The organism is Vibrio sp. Vb1980 (genome assembly GCF_033338615.1).
GTDB classification, from domain to species: domain Bacteria; phylum Pseudomonadota; class Gammaproteobacteria; order Enterobacterales; family Vibrionaceae; genus Vibrio; species Vibrio alginolyticus.
The window spans coordinates 203,294-216,471 of the sequence record NZ_JAWOSZ010000007.1; the positions used below are offsets into that span (position 1 = coordinate 203,294).

Here is a 13,178-nt window from a genome sequence, read left to right on the forward strand (position 1 = left end):
TGGAGGCGCCTCCCGGAGTCGAACCGAGGTCCACGGATTTGCAATCCGCTGCATAGCCACTCTGCCAAGGCGCCTTTCTGATATTGTATCTCTGTCACCAAAGATTTTGATGGTGCCCCGGGCCGGACTTGAACCGGCACAGCGCGAACGCCGAGGGATTTTAAATCCCTTGTGTCTACCAATTCCACCACCAGGGCAACGCAATCATGCGATGGGTTAGACACCATCTGTCTCTGCGGCCTTTGCCGTGAGAACGAGGCGTACTTTAACGGATTAATTTATCTGGTCAACAAAAAATTAGTCTCTTTTATTCAAATGGTTAAAAAGCCAACTCAAACGAACAAAGGGCGATCATTTTGCTCACAAGAACATCAGCATGTTTTGCTCTCGTTTACTTTGCTTCATCACTTCATGTCAATGAGGAATCGACAAGTCGCACAAATTGGCAGTATGGGTATAAACTTAACTCGTACTGCAGGGGACAAATAAGCGCTCATCATGTTTCGAAAGTCATCATTTCAATTACCGCTACATACTGATTCCGAACTCGACTTCGTAGTGTCCCACTTCTTACTTACTGAATTTGATTATGCACGCTCTCTGGAACAGGGGATCGTCCATGACTTGGACCCTGAATATACACACCAGTATCGCGTCACACTAAGGCGCATACGCTCACTATGCTTACTACTTCGCGAACTGATCCCTCCTTTTGAGCAGCGTATTTTGAAACCTCATTTAAAAACAATGATGAAGAAAACAAATAAGCTGCGTGATTTGGACGTATTTATCTTGGGCAAAAAACAATACATTGAAATGCTCCCAAACCACAAATCGTCTCTTGAGCAGCTTTTTGGCTTTATCGAAGCCGAACGTGCTTACGAACAGGCAAAAGTTACGCGTTGGCTAGCTACAGAAGAATACACAACGCACTGCACTTTGGTCAGGAATAGTCTGTTGCGAAGTACGCAACACGAACGAGTGGATAGCAACGTACCTGCGTTACTCTTCGCAAGCCAAAAAATCTCCGATCAATCTAAAAAAGTTGATAAAGCACGGCGCAAGATCTCGGACAAAAGTCGTGACAGCGTGATTCATTCGATGCGGATAAAGTGCAAAGCGCTGCGTTATCTGTTAGAAGGGTTTTCCACGCTCTATCCTTCCCAACAGCACAAAAACAACGTGAAACAACTAAAACTATTGCAAGATAAGCTCGGTGACTTTAACGACACTTCAAGTCAAATTGAATTTTTCGCACAACTCAAAGAGACAGCAAATCTCAATAAAAAAGATCGTAAGGCTTTGAAAAAGCTAATTAACGTGCTTAGCGAACATCATGAACTCTCTCGCCAAACCATCTTGACGCATTTAAGCCAGTTTGAGTCTTTCATTCGCGATACCAATACACAGAATCTCTACCGACCCTAAATCAAGGTTCACGTATTTTTAATATTCATTAATTACAGTCAACCGTTAAGCTCCACTAAGAAAGATAACGTGAAACCATTAAAACGATACCAATACGAGCGCTATGCGGTGCTTTGTAATCTCGCCTACCCTCGCGTCTTCAGGCAAACTCAATACGGGTTCGATCCTAATGGGCAACGAGTCATTAGAAATGAACACGGTAAGATTATGATTCGCGTGCTCTGGAGTAAAAAACAGAGTGAAGTGGTCGTAGTGATTAAAGGCTCACACAGTATCAGTGATTGGTTGTTGAACTTCGCGATGTGGACGAGAAGCTGTCGAAGGTTGGGACTAAACTATCGCATTCACGCGGGTTTCTATCATCTGTTGTTCCAAGAAAGTTTACCGAGCCGGAATGAAGATCGGTTAGGGTTGACCGTGATCGAACGCCTCGAAGGTATCGTTGTACCGCTCATTCTTAGGGGAAAAAGAATCACTATTACTGGCCACTCTTCAGGTGGCGCGATTGGCAGTGTTTTTGCTGACTATATTGAGAAAAAATACCCAAAAAGCATTAAACGCGTGGTCACTTTCGGACAGCCCGCTGTCGGGGATTGGACGTTTAAGAAACGCTACCGTTTGGGGCACAAAACATACAGGATTTGTTGCGACATCGACATCGTGACCTTTATGCCGCCCGTACCTTTTTTGTATTGGCATGTAGGCAAAATGCTATGGTTATATAACGGGAGAATATACGAGAACACCCCAACGCTCATACGGCTTGGGCGCTCCTTATTTAGTTGGTTAATGCGACCGTTCTCTTATCACTTTATGAGTAAATACATTCGCGACAAAGACTTTTTTGATGAACGCTGAGTTAAACATCCGAAAGGTATGACGTACAGACACGAAAAAGCCGGACTTCGCCGGCTTTACGATTAAGTGGTGATCTACAGAGAGGCAATTTCTTTTTCAAGTTGATATTTGTTATCTGTAACAATTCGCTCTAACACTTCAACACGTCGCTTCAAGTCACCAATTTGCTTGTTAAGGTTATCTTGTTCTTCTCGGCTCATCGTATTACGTTCAGATATCTCCAACGCTCTTACTTCTTTACGATGGTTCAAGATTAACTTTATTATCCCGCCCCCAAATATGGCACCGAACACAATAGCCACAACCAATACATCAGCAATAGATTCCATTCTTTATCTTCCTCTAGATTATGCTCAAATATAAGTTACTCATTTGTAGAATGAATATCAAATAACACATTGATTCATTGAAAAGTTTTATTAAGAATTGCCTACTCTGTATCAAAATCACAAGAATGGATTATTCAACGCCAACCCAAACCGAGACAGATCCGCCGTTTACTGGGAACTCAGCCCAACCATTCGCATCAGTCCAAACTTCTTCAGTTCGGATACCCAACTTGTCTACGTAGCGAGCACTTGGTTTACCCGTATACATCCACTTCGAGCCGCCAGGTCCATCACTCATGATCACGGCCATTGAATGTGGATGCTTTGCATCACCTTCTCGAGTCCAACCAATTACATCCCAGTGGTCGAGATAAGAATGTTGTTTGCCATACGCATAATCTTTACGCAGTGTTACTAGCTCTTCAATGTAAGGCACTTTGACCATATTGATGTCATGTCCTTTATCACTGTACTGCGCGCCGTAGTAATCTGCATAAAACACGGATGGATAACCTTCTTCACGCAATAAGATAAACGCGTAAGCGAGCGGCTTAAACCACCAATCAACCGTCGACTCCAAAGCCTGCAAAGGTTGAGTGTCATGGTTTTCTACTAAGGTTACCGCTTTGACTGAATTGTCCTTCATCAGCGTACCATCCATGATTTGACGCATATCGTAGCTACCACCCGATTTAGAAGCATTGTAGAAGTTCATGTGTAACGGTGCATCGAATAGAGACATGCTGCCAGAAGTTTTGGTGATAAAGTTATGCAGCTGATTCACATCGTAGTTCCAGTACTCTCCGACCGTGAATAGTTCTTTCCCTGTTGTCCAACGTAGGTGATCAATCCATTCTTGCAGGTATTGATATTTGATGTGCTTCACCGCGTCCATTCTAAACCCATCCACACCCGTCATGTTGATATACCACTCGCCCCAGTCTTTCAGCTCTTGCTTCACTTCAGGGTGATCCATGTCTAGATCAGCGTACATAAGGTAATCGTAGTTGCCTTTTTCCGAGCTAACTTCCCAATCCCATGCCTTACCCTCACCTTTGAATTTGAAGATAGCTTTTTCTTCGCCAGCATCGTCCCAGTCCACGCCATCAAAGTGGTACCACGTCCAATGAAAGTTTGAGTACTTGTCGTTGCGCCCAGGGAAATCAAACTCTACCCACGCTTCAATCCATTTATCACCAAGTTCAATATTTCGGTTGTTCCAATCTACTCGCTTGGTATCAACCCAAGACTTTCCATCCGCACCACCGCGATGGTTTAACACCACATCGCCATAAATCTGGATATTGTTTTTATGGGCAGCATTGATGGCGCTTAGGTACTGATCTTTGGTGCCATACTTGGTGCGCACCGAACCTTTTTGATCAAACTCTCCCAAATCGTACATATCATAAACGCCATAACCGACGTCGTTGCTACCACCAGCACCTTTATAGGCGGGTGGTAACCATAACGCAGTAAAGCCGTTATCAGATAGTGCCGACGCGTTGTTTTCAACTTGTGTCCAGAGTGCACCGTCATTTGGCACATACCAATGGAAATACTGCATCATGGTGCCATTTTGTGCCGCCATTACAGGCGAACTGAGCAGCAAAGTTAAGGGTAAAAGTGTAGGTTTAAGGTTGAATGTTTTCATTATTTTTCTCTCACGTTAAGGACTAGAATCCTCCTTTCTGCATATACGCACCAAGCGATACTAACTATGACGCTAGCTAGGTTGCTGCCTGTAATACAAAAAGTTCGGATTACAATCGAAGAGAAACTATCACCAATCACACTATACAATTATTGAGTTGTCTAACATTTATAAAATCAATGATTAGCGCATTAAAAATATTGAATGGTGATCAAAACATGGGAGACTTTAGGAAAGCGCGAAGGGTTACGAAAAGGCGGACTAAAAACGAAAAAAGCCAGTCATTTAAGACTGGCTTTCGAAATAGTGGAGGCGCCTCCCGGAGTCGAACCGAGGTCCACGGATTTGCAATCCGCTGCATAGCCACTCTGCCAAGGCGCCTTTCTGATATTGTATCTCTGTCACCAAAGATTTTGATGGTGCCCCGGGCCGGACTTGAACCGGCACAGCGCGAACGCCGAGGGATTTTAAATCCCTTGTGTCTACCAATTCCACCACCAGGGCAACGCAATCATGCGATGGGTTAGACACCATCTGTCTCATCGACCTTTGCCGTGAGAACGAGGCGTACTTTAACGGATTAATTTATCTGGTCAACAATAAATTTTATCTTTTTGATTTAAGTGCTTAAAAAGCGATCTGACTAGTACATTTGGCATTCAATTAGACCAATAAGCACCCGTTCCCTTTCATTAGCCCTGAAGTCATACGCATACTAGTGTCCGTAACTGCTTCGAGGTAAACACGCGACTATCACGTTATGAACGCTGATCTTTTCACCGCTGTAACATCTGTAACAATTTAATTCCCTACTCTTGGCACGATTGCGTACAGAACATCATATTTTGTTACTGATAACTTTATATCGAATGTGGTCGTACCTTTATAAAATCATTGACTTTTTTTATTTTCAAACAAAGCTCAATTCATTATCGAAAATATCAATAAATAATGGTACGTTACACGAGTTGCAGTAATTTAATGGACATATATCACATATAAGGATGTGGTTTACTTTGGCGACACAACATAAGAAAAACAAGGTATATCACTAATGTCTATCAAGAATCTTTCTATAGCGAAAAAGATATCGCTATCGTTTTTACTCATTGCCATCGTCAACATTGCATTTGGCGTGTTTTTATCTACAGAGCTCAAAAGCATCAAATCTGAGCTTTTAAACTATACCGATGATACGCTTCCTGCAATGGAAAGGGTCGATTCGATTCGAGATCATTTGTCTCGCTGGCGCCGAGCTCAATTTGCTGCGTACACTTATGAAGACGCAGACCAAGTCAAAACTAAAATTTCTAACAATATTAGAGAACGCGAAAAGATCACTAGAGAGCTCAACGCTTACGGTGAAACTATCTGGCCTGGCGAAGAGCAGCAAACTTACCAGCGTCTTATGCGTCAATGGAAAAAGTACTTGGTTACTATGGACCAGTACAATGAAGCGATGCTAGCTAACGACAAAAGCAAGGCCCACCCTATTTTGGCGAACTCTTTGTCTGCTTTCGAAGCGGTTGACTCAGAGTTAGGCGAACTAATCCGTCTCCTTAAAGAAGCTATGGACAGCAACAAAACTCATATCCTGTCCTCTGTAAATGGATTGAGTAATTCTTCAATTGCAAGTAACGTGATTATTCTACTGATCATGGTAGGCATGACATACGTGCTGACTCGCCTAATTTGTGGCCCACTTAAACTTGTTGTTGAGCAAGCAAATGCTATCGCAACAGGTGATCTATCAAGTGACATTGACCGTAAAGCAATCGGCAATGATGAGCTTGGTGAACTGGCAGACGCGACCACTAAGATGCAAGATGACTTACGCCAAGTTATCGATAACGTGATTGCTGCAGTTACTCAGTTAAGCAGCGCCGTCGAAGAGATGAACCAAATCTCCGATATTTCTGCGTCTGGTATGAAAGATCAACAGCTGCAAATTACGCACATCGCAACAGCAATGACAGAAATGAAAGCGGCCGTAGCCGATGTTGCTCGTAACACTGAAGACTCAGCGAACCAAGCTAACGAAGCAAACCGCCGCACACAACACGGTGTTCGTGAAACCCAAGGTATGGTTGACGCGATTCAAGAAGTTTCAAACGTAATTGGCGCTGCAGGCGATACCGTAGCTGAGCTTGAACAGCAATCGAATAAAATTAACGTGATCGTGGATGTTATCCGCGACATCGCCGATCAAACCAACCTACTTGCACTTAATGCAGCCATTGAAGCGGCGCGTGCTGGTGAGTCTGGTCGTGGCTTTGCCGTCGTTGCAGACGAAGTTCGAACTCTTGCCGGCCGTACGCAAGATTCAACGAGTGAAATCACTTCGATCATTGAGCAGCTACAATCACTTGCAAAAGACGCAAAATCAGCCACTGAACTTTCTAGAACCAGTATCTCAGAATGTGCAGAACAAGGCATTCAATCAAAACAGCTGATGAGCGACATTGAGCATTCGATTTCGGACATCTCAGACATGGGTACCCAAATCGCCACGGCTTGTAACCAGCAAGACTCCGTTGCGGAAGAGCTTAACCGCAGCATTGAAAACATACATTTGGCATCTCAAGAGGTCTCGCAAGGCTCGGAGCAAACCGCACAGGCGTGCCGCGAACTAAGCCAGCTATCCATTTCTCTTAAAGATGTAATGAGCCGCTTTAAACTGAGTTAAACTCAGTGGGTACCTTAGTAGATATCAAATCAATCCCGATTTGCTTAAATTGAATGTCATCACTGAGGTATATTTAGGTATATATTAAATCACTATCTTAACAAACGCTCCAAAGCACCACTTGGAGCGTTTTACTTCGTCAGGTACTTTCCCCAAGTACTCAATAACATAACCAATACAAAAAACGCGTACGGAGACTTTATGCGCTTAAATAAAACCTTACTATCACTGACTATCGCTGCTGCAATCGCGGTTCCTGTAATGCAAGCTACTGCTGCTCCTCTGCAAATTAGCAATACAGCAGCAAAAGCAGAGCAAGTTCAAGGTGCTAACGCTTGGCTAGAAATAAACTTAGGTCAGTTCCGCGATAATATTGAGCAGTTTAAATCGCACATGGATGGCAAAACGAAAATCTGCGCCGTGATGAAAGCCGACGCATACGGTAATGGTATCGCAGGCCTGATGCCGACTATTATCGAACAACAAATTCCTTGCGTTGCCGTTGCAAGTAACGCCGAAGCACAAACTGTTCGCGACAGTGGCTTTAAAGGCCAACTTATGCGTGTACGCTCAGCGGATATTGGCGAGATTGAAGCCGCAATCGACCTAAATGTCGAAGAGTTGATAGGCACAGCAGAGCAAGCTAAAGCACTGTCTAAACTAGCCGAGAAAGCTGGTAAAGAAATCAAAGTTCACCTTGCTCTGAACGACGGTGGTATGGGACGTAATGGTGTTGATATGACGACAGAAACGGGCAAGAAAGAAGCGCTAGAAATCGCTCAACAAGCTGGCGTTAACATTGTTGGTATCATGACTCATTTCCCTAACTACAATGCAGACGACGTGCGCCAAAAGTTAGCTTCATTCAAAGACAGTTCTACATGGCTGATTAAAGAGGCGAATCTAAAACGCGACAACATTTTACTGCACGTAGCAAACTCTTACACCGCGCTTAATGTTCCTGAGGCGCAGCTTGATATGGTTCGTCCTGGTGGCGTTTTATACGGAGACCTACCGACTAACCCTGAGTACCCTTCTATCGTGTCTTTCAAAACACGCGTGGCATCCGTTCACCACCTGCCAAAAAATAGCACAGTCGGTTACGACAGCAGCTACACAACAAGCAAAGAAAGCTTAATGGCGAACATTCCTGTTGGTTACTCTGATGGCTATCCACGAAAAATGGGGAATACGGCAGAAGTTCTGATCAATGGCCAACGTGCAAAAGTTGCGGGCGTTGCTTCAATGAACACCACAATGGTAGATGTTACAGGTATCAAAGATGTTGAGCCTGGTTCTGAAGTTGTTTTGTTTGGCTCCCAACAAGGCAAAACGATTTCAGCTACTGAGATGGAAAAACACGCAGAAGTCATCTTCCCTGAACTATACACGGTTTGGGGAAGCGCGAACCCTCGTGTCTACGTAAAATAAACCTATTCAGTTATTCGTAACAGAGCGAAAAAGCGAGCCTCGTGCTCGCTTTCTTTCTTATTTACTAATCTGTACTAGCTCGTGATGTTATCAATTAAACAGAGCTTACTATTTCTGTTGTTTTACTCTCCTTTAGCACTACCAAGTACGACTCTCTACACTCTGTTTCTTAAAGCCGCTTGGATGGCTCATTTTTATATAGCACTTAGTGTTTGAAAGCCCCTCCAATTGATGTTAAACATGAAGTTTACAAAAGAATAACAAACACACTCGTATGGCACTGCCCCTTTGCCTGCTAGCTAGGTATCTCTATGACAGAAAATACTCAACATCTTCAACGCTCCTCCGCTGAGTTGCACGAATTTAATCGGCTTGACGTCTGGAACGGATTCACTCAACTTTTACCCCTCTCTATGTTCGTGGTCATATTTGGCCTCGCTTTCGGTGTTGCTGCGGTACAGACTGGACTAGATGTATTTCCCACTATGTTGATGAGCACACTGGTCTTCGCCGGTGCTTCACAATTTGCCACGTTAGAAATGTGGGGAGCAGAAGTCCCTCTCATTCCAGTTCTTATTACTGTATTTGCGATTAATGCTCGTCACCTCTTGATGGGAGCCACACTTTATCCATGGTTACGACAACTCCCACCAACAAAACGTTACGGTGTAATGCTGGTAGCATCAGACGCTAACTGGGCAATGGCACTCAATGCATTTGGTAGAAAAGAACCAGGCTTTGGCTTGCTTGTTGGTGGCGGCTTAGCGATGTGGTCTTTTTGGATTGTGGGCACCTGGATCGGCATTTATTTTGGTAGCGCAATCAAAGATCCGGTGGGCCTCGGGCTCGATATGGTTATGGGATGCTTCCTGCTGTCTATGGTGGTAGCCGGGCCGAAAGACTTAAGAATCTTTGCGATTTGGGCCATAGCAGCAGCATCTTCTATGTTGGCGTATTGGTATTTGCCAGAGAATAGCCACGTAGTGGTTGGCGCCATTACTGGCGGAGTATTGGGTGCTTGTTGGAAGGAGAAGAAAGCATGAACATCGAAACAACCATAGGTGGCACACTGCTTATCATCATCGCTATGGCGTTAGTCACGCTCATAACCCGCTGGGGCGGAGTGTATGTTATGTCATTCATTCCAATTAGCGAACGGGTTCAACGTTTCATTACTGCGATGTCAGGCTCCGTATTGGTTGCCCTTTTAGCTCCGCTAGCAGTAGAGGGTGATAATGGTGCTAGAGCAGCACTGTTTTCTACTGCTGTTGTCATGTTCATCGTGAAAAAGCCTCTACCAGCAATTGCAGCAGGCATCATCGCCGCCGCCGCGGTACGTGCTCTTTAGTCGCTGTTTCAACGCCGATACCAGTCATCAATAAAAGACCCAAAACACAAAGCCCTGATGTCACAAGTGTCATCAGGGCTTATCTTATGCTCATCATTTGAACGATGAACAACGATTATTAATCATAGTGAGACAGCACATTACGCACAGCAGTTACAATTGCGCTTATATTTGTCCATTTTACCAATACCAGGGTTAAAGGTATTGGTTGGGTCTAATTCGTGGTAAAACTTCTGCAACGAGTTTTCGGCTTCATACAAGTGACCCACATTATGTTCTGCTGGGTATTTGGCACCACGGCTTTTGAGGTGCTCTAGCATCAGCTTTTTCATCAACTTCGTGTCAGTCCCTTTTTTGAAAATGTAATCTTGATGGAAGACGTAACACATAAAGTGACCATAATAGAGCGCTTGAACAAGGTTCTTACTCACCTCTTCAGGCAAAGTTTCTAGCCACTCTTCATCATTGCGTCGCAATGCGATATCAAGTGCAACGATGTCTTCTACGTCTTTTCGATGAATCGTCTCGTACCGAATTGCTGCACCAGCGGCTGCAAAGCGATGTAAATAAGCTTTTTTACCCTCTTCCGGCGTACACTCGAAGAAATCACAGTCGTCTTCAACAGCCCAAACTTCTTTGAGGTATTTTTGTGCTTCAGCAATACCACCATCACTCATTTTCAATACCAGGTGATGCTCATACTTGTCACGGAAATCCAGCATTCGCTCTGGTAAATGTTGTGGGAACAACTTGCTCGCGTAGTACAGAATGGTGTCTGGCAGATATTTACTGACAAACGGGATGCGCTCTAAGAAGTTTTCTACCTTAGCTTTAAGTGCGAACATTTTTGGCAGCTTATCTGTGCCTAACAAGTCGATGGATAAGAACACATCCTTGCCGTACTTCTCTGCCATGTTGAAGATATCTCGATGCAAGTATTCTCCCATCTCAGGCAAGTTATCAAACGTAGATAAGAAGTCTTTTCGCAACTTCGTTAGTTTCGCAGGGTCATTGGTGCCAAGGTAAAAAACCTGCTCTTTTTCGGGTACTGGGTAGCTGTCAACCCGAACGGCAAAAACACCCAACTTGCCAGCACAGCCACTGGCTTCAAATAATCGGCGTTCATCGGCATTAAAGCGAGAAGGAATGTCAGAAGTCACGTCTCGAACACGTTCATCGTATTCTCTGTCTGATGCCATTCGCTCATCATGAATGATCTTCGCTGGGTCAAAGTTCCCTTCTTGCAGGTTTGTTAGAATTTCTTCTGGCGTTTCACCTAATCCTTCAATACCAAGGTGGTTCACCAAATGTAACTGGCCTTGCTTATCGACCTGCGCGTAGATCGCCAGTTCCGTATAAGCAGGACCACGCTTAACTAGCGCACCGCCTGAGTTATTGGCGATACCACCGACCACAGTGGCACCTAGCGATGAAGAGCCGATGATAGAATGCGGTGCTCGGTTCACTGCCTTCAACTCTTTCTCCAAAGAGTGTAAGCTCGCACCAGGCAAGCAAACCGCCTGCTTACCACCATCTAATAAGTGAATCTTCTTGATTTTGGTAATATTGATCACAACCACATCGCGATCATAATCATTACCACTCGGAGCTGAGCCCTCTGTTAAACCTGTTTTAGCCGCCTGCATGATAATGATGCAGTTTGCTTCAACACACTGTTTAATAATCTTCCATTGTTCTAGAAGAGTGTTAGGAAACACGATAGCAAGCGCATTACCACTACCCGAACGAAACCCCGAGCGGTAATATTTCGTTTTAACCTCGTCGGTTAGAACATTTTCTTCCCCCACGATGGTTTTAAATTCTTCAATCAGCTGCTTTTGTTTCATATCCGTATCTCTAGTTATTGTACTTCGCTCACAACACCGCTTAGCGGCAGGCATAGCGTTTGAGCCACTATAAGCAGTCCATTTCTCTGCGTCTATGTCAGACGGGCGAGCAATACGTAATCAATAAACAACAAACAAAATAATTCTTTATTTTTCTGTCACTTATCTTTCACATTTGAGAAATTTAACGTAAGAAACAGACCGTTTCTTAAAAGAAACAATAGCAAAACCATTTGTTAACAGTTGTGCGGGGTATCTTGTTATCAATATTAGTGAAGAAAACGAGGAGAAGCGTAAGCCCCTAAATTTAAGAGGATTCTTAGAAATGAAGATGGAAACATAAGCTCAACACCAATATAACGATCGGTGTTGAGTTATTGGCTTAAAATCGATGGTTTTGACTTTGAAAGCTTGAGTATAGATGATCGATAAAGATCTTAATTTTTTCTGGTTGCTGACGAGTGTAGGGATACACCGCATAAATACCCAAACATTTGGCTGTTTCGTCTTTAAATAACTGAATCAGACTGCCTTGTTTTAAGTCTTCATAAACCAATACACGCGGTACATAGATGATTCCCAGCCCTAACAGCGCTACATTTCTCAATACAGAAGAATTGTTGGTACAGAGGTTACCGTCGACGGTGATTTGATATACCTCGTCTCCATCTTTAAACGCCCACTCATGCGCTCCGGTTTCTTGGTAGGAATAGACTAAACAATTGTGGCTAGCCAAGGCTTGAGGTTGTTTAGGTATGCCATGTTTAGCTAGGTATTGGGGTGACGCGCAAATGATCCAATTCGCATCCACCAGCTTTCTTGCAATCAGACTAGAATCTGGCAACACACCCGTTCTAATTGCCAAATCAAAACGTTCATTCATGATATCGACGAAACGATTATCTAGATCCATATCGATATTGATGTCTGGGTATTTCTGATTAAATTCATTAATCACTTGAGGAAGAATTAATTCACCAGAGATAGTAGGCACCGAAATTTTAATGTGTCCAGATAAGTTTTTACCTAAACCCACAATGGATTCTTCCGCCGTTGCCACCGCTTGATAAACCGCTTTTGCATGAGTAAAAAACGCTCGTCCTGCTTCAGTCAACGTTAGCGTTCGCGTTGTTCGGTAGAGAAGCTGTACACCAAGCTCTTGTTCAAGCTTGGCAATGCGTTTACTGACGACCGATTTAGTCAGTGACATATGTCTAGCGGCAGCACTGAATGAACCTTGCTCGATCAAGTGATAGAAAATGATGTAATCGTCGGTATTTCTCATGCGTCTTCGTCAAATCCTTTGGAAGCCCGTATTGTAAACTGAAATTGGCTGAGGTGCGAAGCATCGGGTCACACTTAATATCAGAAACTCGTGACAGAGATGGGGTTGCTAAGCTCACAGGTAATGAAAAAGAGATGGTGTGAATTTATCAGTCTTCAGATACAAAAAAACCAGCTTTCGCTGGTTTTAAGTTGATGCACTTGGCATCGAGATACCGCCATGGCCATATCTGAATAATTTGGAGCGACACACGAGGTTCGAACTCGTGACCTCAACCTTGGCAAGGTTGCGCTCTACCAACTGAGCTAGTGT

At 43.9% G+C, this 13,178-nt stretch carries 10 protein-coding genes and 4 tRNA genes; 6 read left to right on the forward strand and 8 right to left on the reverse strand.

The window, feature by feature from the left end:
• Positions 1 to 74, reverse strand: a tRNA-Cys gene (locus tag R7F64_RS13485).
• A gap of 36 nt (positions 75 to 110) precedes the next feature.
• Positions 111 to 197: transfer RNA gene (locus R7F64_RS13490), tRNA-Leu, on the reverse strand.
• Positions 198 to 498: 301 nt separating this feature from the next.
• On the opposite strand from R7F64_RS13490, the gene R7F64_RS13495 reads away from it, so the two are divergent.
• Both R7F64_RS13495 and R7F64_RS13500 read left to right on the forward strand, forming a co-directional pair.
• Complete coding sequence (locus R7F64_RS13495; RefSeq protein ID WP_258660902.1) at positions 499 to 1,428, forward strand: CHAD domain-containing protein; 930 nt, start codon at positions 499 to 501, stop codon at positions 1,426 to 1,428.
• Between the two features lie 69 nt (positions 1,429 to 1,497).
• The gene (locus R7F64_RS13500) at positions 1,498 to 2,286 is read left to right on the forward strand and encodes a lipase family protein (protein WP_005375991.1); all 789 of its coding nucleotides are present in this window, start codon (positions 1,498 to 1,500) and stop codon (positions 2,284 to 2,286) included.
• A 74-nt stretch (positions 2,287 to 2,360) separates the two neighbouring features.
• Here the strand turns inward: R7F64_RS13500 and R7F64_RS13505 are convergent, their stop codons facing one another.
• The 4 genes from R7F64_RS13505 to R7F64_RS13520 form a co-directional block, all read right to left on the reverse strand.
• A complete protein-coding gene (locus R7F64_RS13505; RefSeq protein ID WP_005375990.1) occupies positions 2,361 to 2,615 on the reverse strand; it encodes a hypothetical protein in 255 nt (84 codons plus the stop codon).
• A 130-nt stretch (positions 2,616 to 2,745) separates the two neighbouring features.
• The gene (gene amyS, locus R7F64_RS13510) at positions 2,746 to 4,269 is read right to left on the reverse strand and encodes an alpha-amylase (RefSeq protein WP_318071786.1); all 1,524 of its coding nucleotides are present in this window, start codon (positions 4,267 to 4,269) and stop codon (positions 2,746 to 2,748) included.
• 307 nt (positions 4,270 to 4,576) lie between these two features.
• Positions 4,577 to 4,650: transfer RNA gene (locus tag R7F64_RS13515), tRNA-Cys, on the reverse strand.
• Between the two features lie 36 nt (positions 4,651 to 4,686).
• A tRNA-Leu gene (locus R7F64_RS13520) sits at positions 4,687 to 4,773 on the reverse strand.
• A 550-nt stretch (positions 4,774 to 5,323) separates the two neighbouring features.
• Here R7F64_RS13520 and R7F64_RS13525 point away from each other — a divergent pair.
• From R7F64_RS13525 to R7F64_RS13540, 4 genes are all read left to right on the forward strand, one after another.
• Positions 5,324 to 6,955: a methyl-accepting chemotaxis protein gene (locus R7F64_RS13525; RefSeq protein WP_005375988.1), complete on the forward strand. Its 1,632-nt coding sequence runs from the start codon at positions 5,324 to 5,326 to the stop codon at positions 6,953 to 6,955.
• Positions 6,956 to 7,156: 201 nt separating this feature from the next.
• The gene (gene alr, locus R7F64_RS13530; RefSeq protein ID WP_182016106.1) at positions 7,157 to 8,386 is read left to right on the forward strand and encodes an alanine racemase; all 1,230 of its coding nucleotides are present in this window, start codon (positions 7,157 to 7,159) and stop codon (positions 8,384 to 8,386) included.
• Between the two features lie 311 nt (positions 8,387 to 8,697).
• Positions 8,698 to 9,429, forward strand: a complete 732-nt coding sequence (locus tag R7F64_RS13535; protein WP_054865294.1) for an AzlC family ABC transporter permease — start codon at positions 8,698 to 8,700, stop codon at positions 9,427 to 9,429.
• Positions 9,426 to 9,734: an AzlD family protein gene (locus R7F64_RS13540; protein ID WP_005375985.1), complete on the forward strand. Its 309-nt coding sequence runs from the start codon at positions 9,426 to 9,428 to the stop codon at positions 9,732 to 9,734. Before R7F64_RS13535 ends, R7F64_RS13540 begins: the two co-directional genes overlap by 4 nt.
• A gap of 140 nt (positions 9,735 to 9,874) precedes the next feature.
• Here the strand turns inward: R7F64_RS13540 and dld are convergent, their stop codons facing one another.
• Together dld and R7F64_RS13550 are read right to left on the reverse strand one after the other, a co-directional pair.
• Positions 9,875 to 11,581 (reverse strand): D-lactate dehydrogenase, encoded by a 1,707-nt coding sequence (gene dld / locus R7F64_RS13545; protein WP_318071787.1) that lies wholly within the window; start codon positions 11,579 to 11,581, stop codon positions 9,875 to 9,877.
• Positions 11,582 to 11,963: 382 nt separating this feature from the next.
• Complete coding sequence (locus R7F64_RS13550; RefSeq protein WP_318071788.1) at positions 11,964 to 12,866, reverse strand: LysR family transcriptional regulator; 903 nt, start codon at positions 12,864 to 12,866, stop codon at positions 11,964 to 11,966.
• Positions 12,867 to 13,178: the final 312 nt, after the last annotated feature.

What these genes read in the sequence shown, in the direction of transcription:
- R7F64_RS13495 (WP_258660902.1), top strand. Translation starts at nt 499, where the DNA reads ATGTTTCGAAAGTCATCATTTCAATTACCGCTACATACTGATTCCGAA.
- R7F64_RS13505 (WP_005375990.1), bottom strand. Translation starts at nt 2,615, where the DNA reads ATGGAATCTATTGCTGATGTATTGGTTGTGGCTATTGTGTTCGGTGCC.
- amyS (WP_318071786.1), bottom strand. Translation starts at nt 4,269, where the DNA reads ATGAAAACATTCAACCTTAAACCTACACTTTTACCCTTAACTTTGCTG.
- R7F64_RS13525 (WP_005375988.1), top strand. Translation starts at nt 5,324, where the DNA reads ATGTCTATCAAGAATCTTTCTATAGCGAAAAAGATATCGCTATCGTTT.
- alr (WP_182016106.1), top strand. Translation starts at nt 7,157, where the DNA reads ATGCGCTTAAATAAAACCTTACTATCACTGACTATCGCTGCTGCAATC.
- R7F64_RS13535 (WP_054865294.1), top strand. Translation starts at nt 8,698, where the DNA reads ATGACAGAAAATACTCAACATCTTCAACGCTCCTCCGCTGAGTTGCAC.
- R7F64_RS13540 (WP_005375985.1), top strand. Translation starts at nt 9,426, where the DNA reads ATGAACATCGAAACAACCATAGGTGGCACACTGCTTATCATCATCGCT.
- dld (WP_318071787.1), bottom strand. Translation starts at nt 11,581, where the DNA reads ATGAAACAAAAGCAGCTGATTGAAGAATTTAAAACCATCGTGGGGGAA.
- R7F64_RS13550 (WP_318071788.1), bottom strand. Translation starts at nt 12,866, where the DNA reads ATGAGAAATACCGACGATTACATCATTTTCTATCACTTGATCGAGCAA.